Annotated in this window: 12 protein-coding genes; 7 read left to right on the forward strand and 5 right to left on the reverse strand. The window is 65.7% G+C overall.

Features of this window, described 5'->3' with window-relative positions; translation table 11 throughout:
- Nucleotides 1–213: 213 nt before the first annotated feature.
- Genes ACOOHP_RS22295 through ACOOHP_RS22305 form a run of 3 tightly spaced genes read right to left on the reverse strand, consistent with a single transcriptional unit; the run spans nt 214 to nt 3515 of the window.
- Nucleotides 214–1530, reverse strand: coding sequence for a multicopper oxidase family protein (locus ACOOHP_RS22295; protein ID WP_420468651.1), 1317 nt, complete (start codon nt 1528–1530; stop codon nt 214–216).
- Nucleotides 1530–3056 (reverse strand): TolC family protein, encoded by a 1527-nt coding sequence (locus ACOOHP_RS22300; RefSeq protein ID WP_420468652.1) that lies wholly within the window; start codon nt 3054–3056, stop codon nt 1530–1532. Before ACOOHP_RS22300 ends, ACOOHP_RS22295 begins: the two co-directional genes overlap by 1 nt.
- Before the next feature lie 57 nt (nt 3057–3113).
- Nucleotides 3114–3515, reverse strand: a complete 402-nt coding sequence (locus ACOOHP_RS22305) for a hypothetical protein (RefSeq protein ID WP_420468653.1) — start codon at nt 3513–3515, stop codon at nt 3114–3116.
- Between the two features lie 329 nt (nt 3516–3844).
- On the opposite strand from ACOOHP_RS22305, the gene ACOOHP_RS22310 reads away from it, so the two are divergent.
- The gene (locus ACOOHP_RS22310) at nt 3845–5632 is read left to right on the forward strand and encodes an ABC transporter transmembrane domain-containing protein (protein ID WP_420468654.1); all 1788 of its coding nucleotides are present in this window, start codon (nt 3845–3847) and stop codon (nt 5630–5632) included.
- 226 nt (nt 5633–5858) lie between these two features.
- On the opposite strand, the gene ACOOHP_RS22315 is transcribed toward ACOOHP_RS22310, so the two are convergent.
- Nucleotides 5859–8726 carry a LuxR C-terminal-related transcriptional regulator gene (locus ACOOHP_RS22315; RefSeq protein ID WP_420468655.1) on the reverse strand — a complete coding sequence of 956 codons (2868 nt, stop codon included), beginning with the start codon at nt 8724–8726 and terminating at the stop codon, nt 5859–5861.
- A gap of 136 nt (nt 8727–8862) precedes the next feature.
- Between ACOOHP_RS22315 and ACOOHP_RS22320 the strand changes: the two genes are divergently transcribed.
- Together ACOOHP_RS22320 and ACOOHP_RS22325 are read left to right on the forward strand one after the other, a co-directional pair.
- Entirely contained in the window at nt 8863–10062 is a 1200-nt protein-coding gene (locus tag ACOOHP_RS22320) for an alkane 1-monooxygenase (protein WP_420468656.1), read from the forward strand.
- Entirely contained in the window at nt 10059–10268 is a 210-nt protein-coding gene (locus tag ACOOHP_RS22325; RefSeq protein WP_420468657.1) for a rubredoxin, read from the forward strand. Before ACOOHP_RS22320 ends, ACOOHP_RS22325 begins: the two co-directional genes overlap by 4 nt.
- 476 nt (nt 10269–10744) lie before the next feature.
- Here ACOOHP_RS22325 and ACOOHP_RS22330 read toward each other — a convergent pair whose 3' ends face one another.
- The gene (locus tag ACOOHP_RS22330; protein WP_420468658.1) at nt 10745–12436 is read right to left on the reverse strand and encodes a carbon starvation protein A; all 1692 of its coding nucleotides are present in this window, start codon (nt 12434–12436) and stop codon (nt 10745–10747) included.
- A gap of 255 nt (nt 12437–12691) precedes the next feature.
- On the opposite strand from ACOOHP_RS22330, the gene ACOOHP_RS22335 reads away from it, so the two are divergent.
- The 4 genes from ACOOHP_RS22335 to ACOOHP_RS22350 all read left to right on the forward strand — a co-directional run bounded on the left by ACOOHP_RS22335 (nt 12692) and on the right by ACOOHP_RS22350 (nt 19784).
- Nucleotides 12692–13912 (forward strand): NAD(P)/FAD-dependent oxidoreductase, encoded by a 1221-nt coding sequence (locus ACOOHP_RS22335; protein WP_420468659.1) that lies wholly within the window; start codon nt 12692–12694, stop codon nt 13910–13912.
- Between the two features lie 92 nt (nt 13913–14004).
- A complete protein-coding gene (locus tag ACOOHP_RS22340; RefSeq protein WP_420468774.1) occupies nt 14005–15195 on the forward strand; it encodes a DUF445 domain-containing protein in 1191 nt (396 codons plus the stop codon).
- A gap of 343 nt (nt 15196–15538) precedes the next feature.
- Nucleotides 15539–16900: a DUF1329 domain-containing protein gene (locus tag ACOOHP_RS22345; RefSeq protein ID WP_420468660.1), complete on the forward strand. Its 1362-nt coding sequence runs from the start codon at nt 15539–15541 to the stop codon at nt 16898–16900.
- 286 nt (nt 16901–17186) lie between these two features.
- On the forward strand, nt 17187–19784 hold the full coding sequence (locus ACOOHP_RS22350) for a DUF1302 domain-containing protein (RefSeq protein ID WP_420468775.1): 2598 nt from the start codon (nt 17187–17189) through the stop codon (nt 19782–19784).
- Nucleotides 19785–19844: the final 60 nt, after the last annotated feature.

Consider the following 19844-nt stretch of genomic DNA (forward strand, 5'->3'; position numbering starts at 1 on the left):
TGGGACTCACTCACCCCATAGAAACACTATGGGATTCGCTCCGTCCCGGCGCGCTGCACGTCCTCGACCTACGGCCATCGCTCGATCCCCCCGCGAGAAATTCGGGCTAATGCGCATCGATCTGGGAACTCGTGAAATCGGGGTCGCGAATGATGCCCGCCTGCGGCCGCGAACTGAAGACGGCGTGGTGATAGGCACGATGCGTTGGGCTTTTCACCCCGGCCGCCGATGCGGATTGCCGAATGTCGGGTCGGTGCTCACCCGCTGCGCCATCCGATCTACGGGCGTGCGATACCAGCCCGGATCGCGGTAGTCGCCAGGCGGCTGGTCGTCGCGCACTTTCAGGATGGTGAACATGCCGCCCATCTCGATGGGCCCGAACGGGCCCTCACCGGCCATCATCGGCAGCGTGTTCGTGGGGCCCGGCAAGCCCATGGCGACATGGCCGCTGTGCTCCGACATGCCGTGCTCCCCCATCGCGCCGTAGCCTGGCAGCAGGCGGCGGATGCGTTCCTCCACACCGCGCTGATCAACGCCGACCGGGTTGGGAATGCCGTGCCCCATCGGCCCCATGGTGTGATGAACCATGTGGCAGTGAAACGCCCAGTCGCCGGGCTCGGTGGCGACGAACTCCAGGTCGCGCATCTGCCCTACGCCGACAATCTCGGTGACTTCGCGCCGCCACTGCGACGACGGCCAGCGCGCGCCGTCGCTGCCGGTGACCCAGAACGGATTGCTGTGCAGGTGGATGGGGTGGTTCCACATCGACAGATTGCCGATGCGGATGCGCAGGCGTTCGCCCGTGCGCATCACCAGGTGTTCGATGGCGGGGAAGGCCTTGCTGTTGAAGGTCCACAGATCGAAGTCCTGCAGCACCGAAGGGTCCGGCCGCCAGGTGCCGGGATGCAGCGCCCAGTTGTGCAGCAGCAGCGCGTAGTCGCGATCCACCGGCACGGCTTCCGGCACGCGCGGATGAATGACGAACAGGCCCATCATGCCGAACGCCATCTGGGTCATTTCGTCGGCGTGCGGGTGGTACATGTGGCTGCCGTGCTGCTTGAGGGTGAACTCGTACACCCAGGTTTCGCCGGGCGCGATGGCAGGCTGGTTGAGACCGCTGACGCCGTCGTAGCCGGCCGGCAGATCGATGCCGTGCCAATGCACGCTGGTGCCCTCGCGCAAGTGATTGGTGACGAGGATGCGCACGCGGTCGCCCTCCACCGCTTCCAGGGTCGGGCCCGGCGTGCTGCCGTTGTAGCCCCAGCACTTGGCGCGTGAGCCCGGCGCGAACTCGTGCTCGATCTCTTCGGCGACCAGATGAAATTCCTTGACACCGTCGCGCAGCGCGTAGGGCAGGGTCCAGCCGTTGAGCGTGCGCACCGGACGGTAATTCCCGGTAGATGCCGATGCGTGCTCCTGCCCCGGATGTTCCGAGCGAGGTGATTGCGCGGCCGCGCGAGCGTTCAAGCCCGCCATCAGCCCGCCGCTGCCGACGCCGAGCGCCTGTAAGAAATTTCTGCGTGTGAACATCAGGGATGTCCTCCGGGTTGCTGTTCGTTGCTGTGCGCGCCGCCGTGTGCGTCCTGGCCGGGCGCGGCATGGTGGTGGTGTTGATGGGCGTTGTCCGGTGCTTTATCGGGCAAGACCACCGGCAACTGGCTGGCTTGGCCGATGTTTTCATCGCTGGGTAGCGCGACCCCCACTGCCCGTGCCAGCGTCACCCGCACCTGCCAGTAGTCCTGCAGGCTGAGCAGATAGCCTTCGTACGCTGCGTATTCCTGCTGCTTGGCCAGCAGCAGATCGAACGGGCCGACCAGCATGTAGTTCTGCATGGCCTGGGTGTGCGCGACGATGGCCTCGCGCTGCGGGATCAATCCGTCTCGATGCCGCGCGGCACGGGCCTGCGCCGCGAGCATGCGGGCGTAGGCAGTGCCGATCTCGCCGGTGATGGCAGCACGCAGCAGCTCGGTCTGCGCCTGCACCTGTTCCAGTTGTGCCTCGGTGCGCAGCACGCCGCTGCGGTCGCGGCCGAAGATCGGCAGCTCCACCGACAGCGTCGGCCCCAGCAGGCGGGTGCCGTCGGTTTCACGCTCGCCTTGCACGCCCACCTGCAGAAACGGAATCCAGCGCAGCTTGCGGGCCAGCTCCGCGCTGGCGCGCAGCACTGCCTGGTTCTGCCGTCGTTGCTGCAGGTCCAGCCGCTGGCTCAGGCCCAGCTCAATCAGGTGCGCCAATGGCGTCTCGTCGGTCACCGGCAACGGCAGACCCGACGACAACGTGACCGGTGCGTCCAGCGACAGGCCCATGACGGTCAGCAGTTCGATGCGGGTGGCATCGCGTTGCGCCTGCGCGGCCTCCACGTCGAGCATGGCCTGCTCGGCGGCCGCGCGTTCGCGCGCGCGTTCCAGATCGCTGAGGTTGCCGGCGGCGTGAAAGCGATCCGCCAGTTCGGCCGAGACCACCGCGGCTTCCGCAATCACCGCGCGCATCTGTGCGATCTGCTGCGCACCCAGCGCCGCGTAGTAGCGCGCGTATACGTCCGCAGCCAGGGCCTGCCATTGCGCAGCGGCGACGGATTGCGCGTGCGCCAGCTCGCCGTCGGCGTTGCGGGCGCGGCGACGCAGGAACAGCGCATCGGTGAAGTTCTGCACCAGGCCGTAGCCGAGCTTGCTGCGCTCGCCATCGGCATCGGATTCGAGCACCGACAAGGACAGCACCGGGTTGGACAGCCGGCTCGCCTGCAGCCAATCGGCCTGCGCCAGCCCGAGCTGTGCGTAGCTCAATTGCACGCTCGGATTGCGCAGCAGGGCGACCGCGACCGCGCGGTCAGGGGTGAGCGGGTCGGCCAGCAGGCGATTGACCTGACGATCAAGCTCGGGCTGGGCGGTGTTCTGCGAATGGGGCAGGGCGGCGAGGCGGGCATCGCGCTCGGCGATCAGGCGCTGCACGCCGGACAGCCCGCGGTCCGCGGGGACGCTGGCGCAGCCGCCCAGTGTCAGCAAGGCAGCCAGCCATAGTGCCCTGCGCCATCGCGGCACAGGCGAATTCGGGTTCAAGGGATTCTCCGTCGGGACGCAGACAGGACCGGCCGGGCCGGACCCGCAACTGAGGCGTCAGACGGCGATGGGCGGTCTCAACAGCGGCGCCAGCGGAACCTGGGGTGCGGCCGCGACGATGGCGGTCGAACGGAATCGATCAGCGGAGTCGATCCGGATCTGTGCAGGCGTGTGATGCGCCGCAGGGGCCGAAGACGCAGCGCAGGCCTGGGTGCAATCGCAACCGCAGTCGCAACCGATGACCGTCGGCGGCGCGTGCGGGTCTGCCGAAGATGCCTGCATGGCGTGCCCGTCGTGCGCGTGGCCATGACTGTGATGCTGCAGGGTCGTCGAATCGCTAGAAGGCAGCGCATGCGCAAGCTGATGCGCGCAGGGGCTTGCCGCTGCCGACGCCGGGTTCTGTACGAACAGGCAGGCGACGAGGCACCAGGCGAGGATGCGGGGCAGCAGGCGATTCATATGGCGAATTAGACGCCGCCCGCAGAGCGACTTCAATGAGGCGACTGCCTCGTCCTCAGAAGTCATGAGTTAGGGCGACATTCCCGATGCACCAGAAAAATCCGAGCTGTCATTCTGAGCGAAGCGAAGAATCTACTCTCCACCCCTCGCGACAAGAGGGAGAAGGTGCAGGTTCTAAGGCCGCCTCTTCGCGGTCGCTGCGCTCAGGCAGCCGGCAAGAAGATGCTTCACTTCGTTCAGCATGACAGACGGTCTTTTTGTGTTCATGGAGAGCGTGGCGACGGCGAAGCGGCGACAATCGCGGTCGCTCCCGTTACGCAGACCCCACGATGTCATCCGCGACACCCGGCGCAGCAGCGCCTGCAGTGCCTCCTCGCCGCAAGCTGTCCGCGCTGTCGGGTCTGCTGCCGTTCCTGAAGCCGTATCGCGGCTATCTGGCGATGGCCACGACCATGCTGGTGTTGAGTTCGGCGGCGCTGCTGGCGGTGCCGCTCGCGTTCCGCGATCTGATCGACAAGGGCTTTGTCAGCACGGCGACCAGCGGCGACATCAACGGCCATTTCCTGGCGTTGGGTGCTATTGCGCTGCTGTGGGCGCTGGCGACGGCGGGGCGCTACTACTTTGTGTCGTGGATCGGCGAGCGCGTCACTGCCGATCTGCGCAGCGCGGTGTATCGCCGCATGCTGTTCCAGGCCCCGGCCTACTTCGAGACCACGCGCACCGGCGAGGTGCTGTCGCGACTGACCGGCGACACCACCCTGGTGCAGACCGTGGTCGGTTCTTCGGTGTCGATGGGTTTGCGCAGCGCCATGCAGTCCAGCGGCGGGCTGGTGATGCTGGGCGTGACCTCGCCGCGATTGTTCGCGATCACCGCGGTGCTGCTGATCGCGGTGGTGGTGCCGCTGGTGGCGATCGGGCGCGCGGTGAGGCGGATGTCGCGCGACGCCCAGGATCGGGTGGCGGATACCTCCGCCATCGCTGGCGAAATCCTCAACGCGGTGCCGACGGTGCAGGCCTTTACCCAGGAACACCGCGAGGATGAGCGCTACCGGCAGACCGTGGAGCGCAGTTTTGAATCGGCGATCCGCCGCACGCGGCTGCGCGCCTTGCTCACCGCGAGCATGATCGGCGGCGTGTTCGGCGCCATCGTGTTCGTGTTATGGCTGGGTGCGCAGGCGGTGGTGGCCGGCAGCATGAGTGCAGGTCAACTGGCTTCCTTTGTGCTGTACGCGGTGCTGACCGCGGGCGGTGTCGGCGTGCTCGCCGAAGTCTGGGGCGACGTGATGCGCGCCGCCGGCGCCACCGAGCGCTTGATCGAATTGCTGCATGCAGAAAGTGCGATCCAGCCCCCGGCATTGCCCAAAGCGCTTCCGGACTCGCGGCAGGCACGGATCGAATTCCGCGATCTGTGTTTTCGCTATCCCTCGCGGCCGCAGACTCTGGCGCTGGACCACATCCGGCTGGACATCCGTGCGGGGGAGTCGGTGGCCTTCGTCGGGCCCAGCGGTGCCGGCAAGACCACGATGTTCCAGTTGCTGTTGCGCTTTCACGACGCCAGCGCCGGTGCGATCCTGTTCAACGGCATCGATCTGCGCGAACTGGACCCGGCCGCGCTGCGCGCCCGCATCGGCATCGTGCCGCAGGACGCAGTGATCTTTTCGGCCGACGCCGCGGCCAACATCCGCTACGGCAATCCGGATGCCAGCGACGAGGAGGTGCGCGCCGCGGCACGCACGGCGCGCGCCGACGAGTTCATTGATCGCCTGCCCGACGGCTACGCGACCTTCCTGGGCGAGCGCGGCCTGCGCCTGTCCGGCGGCCAGCGCCAGCGCATCGCCATCGCCCGCGCCGTCCTCAAGAATCCGCCGCTACTGCTGCTGGACGAGGCGACCAGCGCGCTCGACGCTGAAAGCGAGCAGCACGTTCAGCGCGGCTTGCAAGCCGCCATGCAAGGCCGCACCACCCTGGTCATCGCCCATCGGCTCGCCACCGTACAGCGCGTCGACCGCATCGTGGTGATGGAAGCAGGCCGCATCGTCGAGACCGGCACGCCCGCCGAACTGATCGCCAACGGCGGGCTGTACGCGCGCCTGGCGAGCCTGCAGTTGATGGCGTGAGTCGTACTGGACAGGTTACCGAGCGCTGCCACCGTAGGGCGGCCCATGGCCGCCGGGGTTTGGTGCGCAACCTGACCTTTCACGGCGGGCACGGCCCGCCCTACCCGAGACATGTCATGCGGCGGTTTGGCGCACCCGCAGAGCGGCAATCCGTTGCCACCGTGCTTTTTGCGCGGCGGTGCGTCGGCATGGGTGTGCCGACCTACTCCAGATCGAGCGTCCCGACTCACACCAACCCGTGCTGTACCGCCTTGGCGACGGCGGCGCCGCGACTGCTCACGGCGAGCTTGCCGAAGACGTTGTGCAGGTGCCATTTCACGGTCGGCACCGACACCAGTAGCGCGTCCGCGATCGCGCGATTGTCGAGACCGGCCTGCAGCAGGCGCAGCAGTTCCACTTCGCGCCCGGTCAGCGCCTCGATCAGGCCGTTCTGTGTGGCCGCCGTGGTTTGTGCGCTGTCCGCGGCGGGTTGTGGCCACGGTGTCTGGCGCTCGCCGTGCAGATAGGTCAGCAGCCAGGCCTGCAACTGCAGCCGCGGGCGCAGGGTGTGGGCGGCGGTCTCCAGCCGCCGCTCGATGATGAATTCCAGCACCGGAAGCAGGGCGCGACCGGCGGTGGTGATGGGATAGGCATGAAACTCGGCGGCCGCCGACGACAGCGCCCGATCAAGCTGGCGCGCCGCCTCGTTCTTCTGTCCCTGCTCCCACAGCGCGATGGCGCGGTGGGTGGTGACGGCCAGGAAGAACCCGCCACGGCTTTCGGCGTTGCGCGCTTGCTGCAGGCTGGTGAGGATGCGCGTCGCCGACCTGGCGTCGCCTTGCGCCAGCCTGAGGCGCGCGTCCAGCAGCCTGAGCGCGTCGCGCTTGGCGCGGTACCAGCCGCCGCCCTGCCTGGCGGCATCGTCGTCCAGCAGGCGTGTGCGCCGCGCGGTGTCGCTGGCGGCGGCAGGATCGCCCGCGCTGAGCTGCAGCGCGACCTCCTCCATCGCCAGCGACAGGTACAGGCGGCGATGCTGTTCGCGCAGGGCGGCGTCCTGTCCGTCCTGCAGGGTCTGCAGCGCAAGGTCCAGATTTCCCAGGTGCGCCTGCAATCGCGCCTGATTGCGCAAGGCGACCAACTGCGGCTCGACCGGGCCGAAGATTTCCTTGAACGCGCGGCCGATCTCGATCAGGGCGGGCGCCTTGTCGAAGTCGCAACGCTGCACCGCGATCTCGGCATCCAGCAACGCCGACAGGCCGGCCACGTAGCTCTTCTGACCGAGCCCCAGCCCCTGCGAGTCGCGCTGCACGCGGCGGCTGAAGCGCTCGGCCGCATTCAGCTGGCCGAGTTCGACGTCGATCAGGCCGTGCAGGAAGTCACCCCAGGCGGACAGATAGGCCGCGTCTGCGCGATGTCCGTGCTCATGTGCAGCGACAGCGGATTCGCGGCTGCGCTCGAAGTCGCGCAGCGCGAAATAGCCGTAGCTCAGGCAGTTGGACAGCGTGGCGATCAGGAAGGGCTCGGTTGCCGGGACCTGGGGGAACAGCGCCGTGGCGCGCGCCACGCAATCCTCGATGTCGTCGGAGCAGGCCTTGGTGGCGGCTTGCACGTTGTGCGCCCACAGCAGCCATTTTTCGCGCTCCGCGCGTGACAGGCCCCAGCGTCCGCTGCCGTCCACCGAGAGTTCGGCAATGGCCTGCTGGGAGATGTCCATGGCGCGGCCGGTGTCGCGCGAGAACGCGCAGGACCAGGCGTGTGCCAGCAGAATCTCCGGCCGGCGCGTGTGGAATTCGGCGGGCAGGATGCGCATCCAGTCCAGCACGGTGTAGTGATCGCCGCGGAACAGCGAGGCGCGCAGCGCGTGGTGCGCGATGAGTTGCGCCGCTTGCTCGAAGTGTTCGCCGTCCAGCGCATAACGGATCGCCTCGGCCGGCTGTCCCTGCGCCTCGCACCACCGAGCCGCGCGCAGGCAGGCGTCGCGGTAGCCGTCGGGATCGGTCTTGCGGAACTCGTTCTGCAGGAATTCGGCGAACAGGTGATGGTAGCGATACCACTGTCCCTCACGATCCAGCGCGATCAGGAACAGGTTGGCGCTGCCGATGTACTCCAGCATTTCGCGACCCTGCGGTTCGCCGGTGGTCACCGCACACAGGTCCGCGCACATGCGCCGCAGCATCGACGTCCGCAGCAGAAAATTGCGAACCGCTTCGGGCTGCGCGCGGATCACGCTTTCCACCAGGTAGCGCGTCAGGTCGCGGTCGCGCCCGGAGAAGGTCTTGATCAGCTCGGCCGCGGCGCCCTTGTGCCGGCGCAGCGCCAGCGCGGCGAGCTGCACGCCGGTCGGCCAGCCTTCGGTGGATTCGAGCAGGGCGGTCAGGTCGGCGGGCGACAGCTCGATCTGGTGATAGCGCCTAAGAAAGAGATCGGTCTGCGCGCTGTCGAAATTCAGCTCTTCCTGACCGACCTCGATGACTGCGCCGGAGACCAGCAGGCGGGCCAGTTGCAGCGGCACGCGGTGGCGGCTGGCGATGGCCAGCGACAGCTTGTGCGGCAGTTGGGCGATCAACTGATCCAGGAAGCGCAGGATGCGTGGGTCGTGGATGTGCTGGAAGTCGTCGAGCAGGATGGCGCCCGGGACCGGCAGGATCGACAGCCGACTGCGCAGACGCTCGAACAGGGAATCGAAGTCGCGTACCGGGTTGGCGCTCAGGGCGATCAGCTCGTCCTGCGCAAATCCGGGTTCCAGCGCGTGCAGGCTGCTGATGAAATAGAGCGCGAAGGTGGCGGGATCGTCGTCCTCGGCGTCCAGCCCCAGCCAGCTCGTGGCGATCTGCCGCTCGTTGAAGGCGGCCTGCAACTGGGTCATCAGGCTCGATTTTCCGGAGCCCGCCGGGGCCACGACGGTGATCACCCGACCGCCGGGCAGATCGTCCAGCGCCCGCGCCAGGAAAGGCGTGCGCGCGATCGAGCGAATGTCCTGCACCGGCGGGAACAGTTTGCTGGCGATCAGCCCTTCCGGCAGCACGCTGCTGGCCGACGGCGTGGGCAGGGCGGTGGGCCGCGCGTCGGCAGCGCGTGCGGGCCGTGCTCGGCGGGCGGGGCGAGGTGCGTTCACGGGCGTCAGCATACCCATCCTTGGATGGGGTTTTTGACAGAGGCTGCGCGCCTAGCATGGTCGTACAAGCTGCGGGCCGGTCCGAGGCCGGCACCGCGGCGAGCGCAAGCGCTGTCTGCCTCCGGAGAACCTCAGCATGATGAATACCGCCGAAACCGCCACCGACCCTGCGGTCGCCTATCGTGACGACAAGCGCCACTGGTGGTGGCTGCCGCTGTTCGTCGCCGTTTCCCCGGTGCTGGGCATTTACCTCACCTCGGTGACCGGCCACGAGGTCTGGCTGTGGATCACCGCGATCCTGTGGTACGTGGTGCTGCCGATCGCCGATTGGCTGGTGGGACGCGACACCCGCAATCCGCCGGACAGCGCGGTGCCGACCCTGGAATCCGACGGCTACTACCGGTTCCTGGTCTACGCCTCGATCCCCTTGTTCTTCCTCACCTGGATCGTCAGCGTGTGGGCGGTAGCCACTCAGGGCTATAGCTGGGTGGGTTACCTGGGCGTCAGCCTGGGGGTGGCGCTGACCAATGGCCTGGCGCTGGTGGTCGGGCACGAGGTCGGGCACAAGACCAGCCGCTTCGAAAAGCGGCTCGCGCAAATCGTGCTCGCGGTGCCGGCCTACGGACACTTTTCGGCGGAGCACAACCGCGGCCATCACAAGGACGTGGCGACGCCGGACGATCCGGCGTCGTCGCGCTTCGGCGAGTCGCTGTACAGCTTCGTGCTGCGCGAGATTCCCGGGGCGCTGGGTCGTGCCTGGAACGACGAGAAGCTCAGGCTGGCGCGTGCAGGTAAGCCGGTGTGGAGTGCGTCCAACGAGCTGCTGCAGTCCTTTGCCATCACCGCGGTGCTGTACGGCACTGCGCTGGTGCTGCTTGGGCCCATCATCATTCCCTTCCTGCTGATCTCCACGTTCTGGGGCTGGCAGTTCCTGTCCACTTCCAACTACATCGAACACTACGGCCTGCTGCGGCAGAAACTGGCAGATGGCCGCTTCGAGCGCTGCCGTCCGGAGCATTCATGGAACGCGGACCACGTGATCTCCAACCTGATGCTCTATCACCTGCAGCGCCACTCCGATCACCATGCGCGACCGACGCGGCGCTACCAGGCGCTGCGCAGCGACAAGGCGCCGGAGCTACCATCGGGTTATCCGCTGTGCTTCACGCTGGCCTACTTTCCGCCGCTGTGGCGCGCGGTGATGGACCCCAAGGTGCTGGAGGTCTATGGCGGCGACATCACCCGCGTGAACATCCAGCCCTCGCGGCGCGCCGAAATCCTGGCACGCTACGGCGTCAACGCCGGCGCCGAATCCAAGGGGGAAGCAGACACATGAACACGTCAACGAGCGGGGCAACGAGCGGAGCGCGCTATCAATGCCCTGGCTGCGGCTACGTTTACGACGAGCAGAAGGGCGACGAGCACGAAGGCTTTGCCCCGGGCACGCCGTGGGCGCAGGTCCCGGAGGACTGGGCCTGCGCCGACTGCGCGGTACGCGACAAGGCGGATTTCGTGAAACTCGACGACGGCGCCGCGGGATAGCGCACCGCGGGAAAGCATAGGAGGAAATGGCAACGAACCTGGAAAAAAGCATCGGCCACGGATTTCACGGATAACACGGATCGAAAGTCGGCTTCTTGCCAGCGCCGATCAACCTACAAAAGGCGGTTGAACGCAAAGGAAGCCAGCGTAGTTTGCCTTCGTCGGCACGTGGAACCCCGGGTTTCACCAGGGGTACGGGACTGTGGCGCACCGAAATCGGATTTCCAGATGGTGGAGATTTGATCGCTGCGGCTGACGGGCGCGATCAACTGGCGTTGCCGCAAACCACCGGCGTATGCGGGCCAAAAAAATCCCGGGCCGCGAGGCCCGGGGAGTGGAGTTCGGCGGGTTGGGGAAATGCCCGCCTGGGAGAGAAATCTACAGACACGCGCCCGCCGCGGAGGTTCAACGCCCCGGCGCGAAACATTCGGCGCAGGCGGAATCGGTGGTTTGCCGCCGCCGCATGACGCGCCGGCTCAGGGTCGCGACTCCACTCCGGTAGTTTTGCACTGGCGCCGGATGTCGACGACCACCGAACCGGCTTCCAGCATCACCAGCAAGCTGGTCACGATCACCACCAGATCAAGCACCACCAGCAGGTAGTTGCCGTCCTTGAAGAATTGCACCAGGGTCACGCAGGCGGCGAAGAAGGACATCGCCAGCACGAACAGCATCGGTGCCACGGTGTAGATCGAAGGTCGGCCGAGCCGGATCAGCATGACGCTGATGATCAGCAGGGTCATGCCCGCCAGAATCTGGTTGGTGGACCCGAATAGCGGCCACAAGGCCATGCCGCCGGTCCCGCCAGCGCCGCCCGCGCCAAACGCCAGTGCCAGGCAGGCGACCACCGCGATCAGGGTCGCGATCACGCCGTTGCCGAGCGCTGGAATGCGGTAGATCTGGCCCCACTCCTGAATGATGTAGCGCTGCAGCCGTACGCCCGAATCCATGGTGGTGCCGGCAAACAGCACCACCATGGTCGCCAGCATGGTGCGCGACACATCCGCAGGAATGCCCCAGCCCTGTTCGATCAGATTGGCACCGCCGGAGATGAAAGCGCCGGCACCGGCCGCGCCGAACTCGTCGTAGATCGCGTGCCAGGCTTCGGGCGTGACCGCCAGCGCCGCGCCGCTGACGGTCACGATGGTGATCAGCGCCAGCGAGCCTTCGCCCACCGCGCCCAGGTACCCGACAAAACGCGCGTCGGTCTCCTTGTCGAGCTGCTTGGAGGTGGTGCCCGAAGCGACGATGCCATGAAAGCCCGACACCGCGCCGCAGGCGATGGTCACGAACAGCAGGGGAATGATCGACGGTGCGCTGGCACTGACCTGATCGTTGAAGGCAGGTGCCGAGATGTCCGGCAGGAAAATGAACACGGACACATAGAGCAGCACCAGGCCCACCACCAGTTGCATGCCGTTGATGAAATCCCGCGGCTGCAGCAGCATCCATACCGGCAGCATCGAAGCGATGGCGGCGTAGACGAACAGGATCAGGATCCAGTTGGCCTGCGCGCTCAGTCCAAACAGCTCGGCCGGCAGGGTCAGCGGCATCGAGCTGCCGGCGTAGATGGTCCAGTACAGCACTGCCACACCGCCCAGGCCGAGCACGATCAGGTTGAACCTGCGATGCACGAGCTGGCCGATGACCAGCGCCACCACGATTGCCGCCCAGGCCGGGAACACCGATTCAGGCGTATCGACAAACGCTTTGGCGATGACCACGCCGAACACCGAATTGACCATCAGCAGCACCAGGAACACCACCACCATGTAGAGCGAGCGGCTGCGCTTGCCGATGACCTCCCCGGCCAGCGCCCCCATGGACTGGCCCTTGTGGCGGTTGCTGGCCCACAGCGCGCCGAAGTCGTGCACACCGGCGAAGAAGATCGTCCCCAGCACCACCCAGATCACCGCCGGCACCCAGCCCCAGTAGACCGCGATGGCCGGCCCGACGATGGGCGCGGCGCCGGCCACCGACGTGAAGTGATGGCCCCACAGCACGTAACGATTGGTGGGCACGAAATCGCGGCCGTCGTTGATCGCGTGCGCGGGCGTGACGAAGTTCGGATCCAGCCGGAAGATGCGGGTCGCGATAAAGCGCGAATACACGAACCAGCCGAAACACATGCCGGCGATGCCCATCAGCACTACAGCGGCGGACTGCACAGATCGTTCTCCCCGGGATGTGGTTCGCCGGGCGGGTCGGCGCCGGCGCGCCGGATTGTAGGATGGGCCGGCATTCCGGGTCTGCGGGTGGCCGCGCCGCGAGACATCGGCGCATTCCGACCGATCGATAGGTGTCGCGGCTTTCCCGCTCTGCAACGATTCCGTCATTGGCCGCGTCAATGCCGCCGGCCGGGGACGTCCGCTGCTTCCCATCACGAGCCGGCGCGATCCAGATCGAGGGTTCCGAAGAACGACATGCCCGCTTCTATCGTCGTTGTCGTCGGCGGCGGACAGGCCGCGGGGCAGGTGGCGGCGAGCCTGCGGCAAGAGGGTTTCGTGGGCCGCATCGTGCTGATCGGGAGCGAGCCGCTGCCGCCCTACCAGCGCCCGCCGCTGTCCAAGGCTTACCTGGCCGGCGAAGTCCCCTTGGAACGACTGCTGCTCAAGAGCCGCGACTTTTACGTGCAGTCCGACATCGAACTGCAGCTCGGCGTCACCGTGACCCGCATTCGTCCGGCGGATCGCACCCTGGAGATGGACGACGGCAGCAGCCTGGCGTTCGATCACCTGGTGCTGGCCACCGGCAGCAGGCCGCGTAGTCTCAACCTGGTCGGCGCCGATCATCCACGACTGTTCTATCTGCGAACTCTGGCCGATGCTCGCGCCTTGCAGCCGCAGCTGGTGCCGGGTGCGCGGCTGGTGCTCATCGGAGGCGGCTACATCGGCCTGGAGATTGCGGCAGTGGCGCGCGGGATCGGCCTGCGCGTACACGTGCTCGAAGCCGCTGCGCATCTGCTGTGGCGTGTCACCAGTCCGGTGGTTGCGGCGTTCTATCGCGATCTGCACATGCGGCAGGGAGTCGAGGTGCGCTGCGCGGCAGCGGTGACGCGCATCGAAGACTCGCAGGGCAGCCCGGTGGTGTGCATCGACTCGGGCGAGCGCATCGAAGCCGACGTAGTCGTCGCGGGCGTTGGCGCGCTGCCCAATCTCGAACTGGCGCGAGACGCCGGCCTGGTCTGCAACCGCGGCGTGATCGTCGACGAGTACTGCGAAACTTCGGTGCCGGGAATCTACGCGGCAGGTGACTGCAGCGAGCAACCGTGTTCGATTGACCAGCGACAGATCCGGCTGGAATCGGTGCCCAACGCGATCGAACAGGGACGCACGGTGGCCGCCGCCATCTGCGGCAGGCGCCAGCCCAACCGTGCGATCCCGTGGTTCTGGTCGGATCAGTACGACGTCAAGCTGCAGAGCGCCGGGTTGCAACGCGGTCACGAGCAGCGCGTGCTGCGCGGTAATCCGTCGCGATGTTCCTTTGCGGTCTATTACCTGCGCGGGCCGCGACTGCTGGCGATCGACGCGATCGATCGATCGGCCGAGTTCGCCCTGGCCAAGACCTGGATTGCAAACCGCACCGAGCTGGCGGCCGAGCGGCTGGCGGACGAATCGATACCGATAAAGCAGATCGCATCCTGACGGTCAGGACCGCGGGATGAGGAGAGCAGGCCGTGCAGACAATCCCCGAGATTCTGGTCGACGTTCAGCGCAACTGGATCATCTACGCGTCGATGCCCTTCGTCGCCGCGCTGATCGGCTATGTCACCAAGATCGTGGCGATCCACATGATGTTCGAGCCGATCGAATTCGTCGGCAAGAAGCCCTATTTCGGCTGGCAGGGCATCGTGCCGCGCAATGCTGCGCGCATGGCGGCCATCGCGGTCGATACGCTGACTCAGAAACTGCTCAAGACCGAAGAATTGTTTGGCCGCCTGGACGCGCGCCGGGTCGCCAGCGAGATCGAAAAGCCCCTGATCGAGGCGATCGAGGACATCACGCGCGAGGTCGCCATCGTGTACTCGCCCGGTCTGTGGCAGTCGGCGCCGGAGTCGGTGCGACGCGCGCTGGTCGGGCGCATCAAGGCCGAGGCGCCCAAGCTGATTGCCGAGCTGATGGACGAGATCAAGAAGGACGTCAACCGCGTGTTCGACCTCAAGCACATGGTCGTCACCAACCTGATCAAGAACAAGCCGCTGCTTAATCGCATCTTTCGCGACGTCGGCCACGGCGAGTTCCGCTTCATCCGCAACTCGGGTATCTATTTCGGTTTTGCGCTCGGTATCGTGCAGGCCCTGACCTGGGCCGTCACCCAGTCGCCCTGGGTGATGCCGATCTTCGGCGGGCTCACCGGCTGGTTCACCGACTGGCTGGCGTTGCGCATGGTGTTCGAGCCCAAGCAGCCCAAACGTTATTTCGGCGTATTTACCTGGCAGGGTCTGTTCCTGAAGCGGCGCAAGGAGGTCGCGGGCGAGTACGGGCGCCTGATCGCCAAGGAGGTGCTCACGCCGGCCGCGATCATCGAATCGATCCTGAGCGGACCGATGTCCGACAAGCTGTTCGGCATGGTACAGCGCCAGGTCGAGCGCACCATCGACGACAGCGCCGGAGTGGCGCGTCCGCTGGTGGTGTTCGCCTACGGTAGCAATCGTTACCACGAGATGAAGACCTTGGTGGCACAACGGCTGATCGAACGGCTGCCGGCGACGCTCAAGCACGTGGAACGCTATGCCGAAGACGCCATGGACATCCAGAACGATCTCTCGGAAAAGATGAAGCAACTCACCGCCGAGGAGTTCGAAGGCCTGCTGCGCCCGGCTTTCAAGCAGGACGAATGGATTCTGATCATGGTCGGCGCGGTGCTCGGTGCCCTGGTCGGCGAGTTCCAGGTGATCATGATGCTCAAGTTTGGGGGGCTGGCCTGACCGGCGCCCCAGCGATTCCGCAAAACCTATCGATCCATAGGTGAATGTCCCGAGCGGTGCCGGCTAACGTACCTGGGCGCCAATCAGCGGCTGTCATCGGGCAACCGCAATCCGGCTGTCCCCATAACTACAGAGTCGTCGGGCCGTCTTCGGGGCGGTCCCGTGTTTCGAGGAGAGTACCGGGTGATCAGCACCGAATGCTGCGGGAGGCGTTAGTGCACCCGACACGCCGTATCGCGGAACCAGCACCTGATGCGAAGCACGGTCGCGGGCGCTTGGGCCGGTCCCGGGACGGATCGCGATGTGCCCGTAACCGGCAGCACAAACTAAGGAGATGCCAATCATGAAGTTCTCGATGTGGAAACCGGCCGGCGGCTGTGCCCTGGGTCTGGCCATCGCCGTCACCTCAGGTGCGGCCCTGGCGAAGGTGAGTGCCGAAGAAGCCGCCAAGCTGGGCAAGGAACTGACGCCGATCGGGGCCGAAAAGGCGGCCAACAAGGACGGCAGCATTCCGGTCTGGACGCCTGCGCCGCAATCGGGCCCCCTGAGCGGCGTCTATGCCACCGATGCCAAGATCGAGGCCGAACAGCCGAAGTTCACCATCACCGGCGCCAACGCCGACCAATACGCCGACCAGCTCAGCGCCGGTCATCGCTACCTGCTCAAGACGCACGCCAGCTACAAGATGAATGTGTACCCGAGCCACCGCCCGGCCGCGTTCCCGGATTTCATTTACAAGGCTACCGCTGAAAACGCGGTCAACTGCGACCTGGTCGGCATCGATTCGCCCGACAACTGCAAGCTGGGCTTTCCCTACCCGATTCCTAAGTCCGGTGCCGAGGTGGTCTGGAATCACCGCATCAAGTGGCGCGGCAATAACGTCAAGCGCAACAACGACCAGATGATCGTGCAGCCCGATGGCACTTACGCCCTGGCGCAGCTGATCGAGGAAGTGAAGTTCGACTACGCCAACGAGAAGAACCCGGTGCCGCTGACCAAGGACTCCGGCATGTTCCTGAAGTACTTCTCGCTGATCACCTCGCCGCCGCGTACCGCCGGCACCATGATCCTGGTTCACGAGTCCGGCGGCACCGGCGAGCAGGGTCGCGCCGCCTGGCTGTACTCGCCGGCGCTCAAGCGCATCCGTCGCGCGCCGGCCGTTTGCTGCGACAACCCGTACGAGGGTACCGACGGCAATCAGTTCTACGATCAGGTCGACATGTTCAACGGCGTGCTGGAGCGTTACACCTGGAAGATCGTCGGCAAGAAGGAAATGATCGTGCCGTACAACGGCTTCAAGATCGGTCGGGCCAAGTACGACGAACTGGCCAGGCCCAAGCACATGAATGCCGACCTGCCGCGCTACGAACTGCATCGCGTCTGGGTGGTGGAAGCGACCCTGCAGCCGGGCACTTCGCACACCTTCGCCAAGCGCGTGTTCTACGTCGACGAAGACAGCTGGAACATCGTGATGGTCGACGCCTACGACGCCCGCGACGGCTTGTTCCGCTTCCAGGAAGGGCATCTGACGCCGCAGCACAACGTGCAGACGGTGTTCACCGTGCCGGAGGTGATCTATCACTTCGACTCCGGTCGTTACTTCCTCACCGCGCTGACCGCGGAAGGCAAACCCAACGACTATTCGGTGAACTACAGCGACGACTACTTCAACGCCAATTCGGTGCAGAAGCGGGCATCGAAGTAAGCGGAAATCCGGCGCCGGGTTCCCCGGTTCGTAAACGGGCAGGGGCCCGGCGCCGCTAGTTGGAAAGTCGGTTTCCTTCAGGGCTTGCACGGATCGACGCAGGCGGCACGCCCGTCGGGGACGGTTCGTGCCGAAAACACCCGGGGGCGGGTTCGCGATGACGCATGGGACGCCGGACGGGAAGCGCAAAACCTATCGAACCATAGGTGATTGCAGCCGCTGCACCGTCTAGCTTGGGTCATCACAAAAGCGTCATCACAAATCGGGTAGGGGAGAGGTGGACGAGATGAGAGCCGGGTACGCCAGTTCGTCATTCCGATTGCCGCTGCGGGCGGTTCTTGCAAGCACGACATTGTTGTTGGCGTTGTTCGCAGGGGCGATCAACATCGGACACGCCAAGACGTTTTCCTTCGATCTGGCGGGGCAGAGTATCGAAGCGGTTTCCAATTCGACTTTCATCCTCGGCGTGGGCGTGCGTACCGAGTCGCCGGAGACGCGCATGATCGGCAAGGGGCATCTCGACCCCGAGGTATGCGGCCGCGGCCCCGACGGGCGCGTCTACTACCAGGTCTGCCAGGGCATCTTCAAGGATCAGATTTTCCCGGCGGAACGCATCGTCAATGCACCCGGCTTTGCCTCCAGCAATTTCGACCAGGGCAACCTCAATTATTCGCGTGGCGACGTCACTCAGGGCGGCATCCGGATCAATCAGGATCTGCTGCTGAGTTGGGGCAACTTCGGACTGTTCTTCAAGGGTATCGCGTTCTACGACCCGTTCAACTACAACTTCGACGAATTCCATCCCAGCTACATCAACGCCGACAACGTCGATCAGGTCGGCTACGCGTCCATGCCCGGCGATGAGATCATCCGTGCCGGCGCCAATCTGAGTCTGCTGGCGCCGGTGGTGGACCAGCTCGGGCTGCCGCCCAACATCGTCACGGAACTGCTGGCCAATCCCACCGGGATTCCCGTGTTGGGCGTGCGCAACGACTCGCGGCCGTGCCCGGCTTCCCGCAATCCTGGCGGCGGGCCCTGCGGTCTGGTTTACGGCCCCGGCGGGACCGTCTACGAGAAGCGCAACGATCGCCAGACGCGCGGCCTCGCCGGACTCGGCTTCCTGCTGCAGGACCTCAACGTATTCGGTACTTTCACCCTGCCCAGCGGACGCGAACTGTCGCTCAAGCTCGGCCGCCAGCAGGTCAACTGGGGCGAGTCCACCATTCTGTTCTTCGACTCGCTCAACGTCGCCAATGCGGCGGATCTGCACAACCTGTTCCGGCTCGGCGGCAACGGTCTCGACGACTTCTATCAGCCGGTGAACATGCTGAGCTTTTCCACCAGCCTGTTCGACGGCGCCTCGATCTCCGGCTTCTACCAGCTCGAATGGCAGCCGCTGGTGGTTCCGGCGGCGGGCACGTTCTATTCGCCGGTGAACATCGGGACCAACAACGACGGGCCCGATTTCCTGACCACCGGCTTCGGCCAGTTTCCGCACGATCCGGATGCGCTCGGTTTTCAGCTCGACAGTCCGCTGACCGCCATCACCAACACGTCGAGCCGGATCGTCAGGCTGGCGGACCGCGATCCCAAGTGGGAGAACCAGTTCGGTATCGAGCTGAAGTACTACGCCGAAAATCTCAACAACGGTACCGATATCGGCTTGTACTTCGCCAACTACCACTCGCGCCTGCCCATCGCCAGTTTTTATTCGACCAGCCGCTCCTGTGCCAAGGACGTCAGGACCCCGGTCGGTTTCGTCACCTCCTGTCCGAACTGGCCGATTTTCCGCGGCCTGCTGACACCAAACAATCCGGGCAGTGCGGGGCCGGACGAGACCGGCGATGCGCTGGCGCTGGACAGCGCTGCGGCGGTGCTCGAGTACCCCGAAGACATCCAGATGTACGGCATCTCGGCCAACACCTCGTTCGGTCTGGTGGCGATGCAGGCCGAACTCGCGTATCGCCCCAAGCAGCCGTTGCAGGTGGCGCTGGTCGATCTGGTGTTCGCTGCCTACGGGCCGACGCTGACCAACTGCCATCTGGCGCCGGGATGCCTGGGCAGCAACGCCGGACTGGGCGTGCAGCCGGACGGCAGCATCGGGGTCTACGGCTCTAGCGACTTCATCGGCATCGACGGCGTGCTGGGGTCTTTTCCGGACACCGTCGACGCCATCGTCGGCGCGCTGCCCGGAGCGGGCCGTTCCTTTCCGAGCTTTGTCGTTCCCTATCGCGGCGGCGTGGTCGGCGACAACCCGGCAAATTCGTATATCCGCGGCTGGGAGGAGTTCGAGACCTACACCTTCAACATCGGCGCCACCTATGTCGAGGGCAATACCGATCCGGGTGCACAACTGCTCGGCGCCGATCAGGTGATCTGGCTGCTCGAATTCGGTGGTGTGTGGGTGCCGACCTTGCCGTCGCTGGACCGCCTGCAGTTGGAAGCGCCGGGCATCGAGTATCACGCCAGCGCCGGTGCCGACGGTTCCGGCGCCGATGGATCGCGCCAGGCCTGCTCGACCAACATCGCCTGCAACATCGGCCCCGACGGTCTGCGCTTCAATCCGCATCAGCAGGATCGCGATCTGTTTCCCGACGACATCTCGCTCGGTTACTCGCTGGTGACCTTGATCCGCTACGAGTCGGTGCTGCCGCGCATCAGCATCCAGCCGCAGATCATCTTCAAGCACGACATCTACAACACTACCCCGGGTCTGGCTTCGAACTACATCGAAGGCCGCATCATCTGGGATACCGGCGTCGAGATCCGCTACGGCAACAGTCTTTCCTTCAACGTCGGTTACCGCGCCATCGCTGGCGGCGGCGTGGCCAACAACCTCGGCGATCGCGACGAGGCCCGCGCGTTCGTCAAGTACGCGTTCTGATCCGGTGACGGGGCGTCGGCGCCCGACGCCGTCGCCCGTGCATTCACTGTTGCTGTCGTT

Source organism: Panacagrimonas sp., assembly GCF_965216805.1.
In the GTDB taxonomy this organism is placed as follows: Bacteria; Pseudomonadota; Gammaproteobacteria; order Nevskiales; family Nevskiaceae; genus Panacagrimonas.

Bases quoted from the DNA above. Each gene is read 5' to 3' on its own strand.
- ACOOHP_RS22310 (WP_420468654.1), top strand. From the start codon at position 3,845: ATGTCATCCGCGACACCCGGCGCAGCAGCGCCTGCAGTGCCTCCTCGC.
- ACOOHP_RS22320 (WP_420468656.1), top strand. From the start codon at position 8,863: ATGATGAATACCGCCGAAACCGCCACCGACCCTGCGGTCGCCTATCGT.
- ACOOHP_RS22335 (WP_420468659.1), top strand. From the start codon at position 12,692: ATGCCCGCTTCTATCGTCGTTGTCGTCGGCGGCGGACAGGCCGCGGGG.
- ACOOHP_RS22325 (WP_420468657.1), top strand. From the start codon at position 10,059: ATGAACACGTCAACGAGCGGGGCAACGAGCGGAGCGCGCTATCAATGC.
- ACOOHP_RS22350 (WP_420468775.1), top strand. From the start codon at position 17,187: ATGAGAGCCGGGTACGCCAGTTCGTCATTCCGATTGCCGCTGCGGGCG.
- ACOOHP_RS22345 (WP_420468660.1), top strand. From the start codon at position 15,539: ATGAAGTTCTCGATGTGGAAACCGGCCGGCGGCTGTGCCCTGGGTCTG.
- ACOOHP_RS22340 (WP_420468774.1), top strand. From the start codon at position 14,005: ATGCCCTTCGTCGCCGCGCTGATCGGCTATGTCACCAAGATCGTGGCG.
- ACOOHP_RS22295 (WP_420468651.1), bottom strand. From the start codon at position 1,530: ATGTTCACACGCAGAAATTTCTTACAGGCGCTCGGCGTCGGCAGCGGC.
- ACOOHP_RS22305 (WP_420468653.1), bottom strand. From the start codon at position 3,515: ATGAATCGCCTGCTGCCCCGCATCCTCGCCTGGTGCCTCGTCGCCTGC.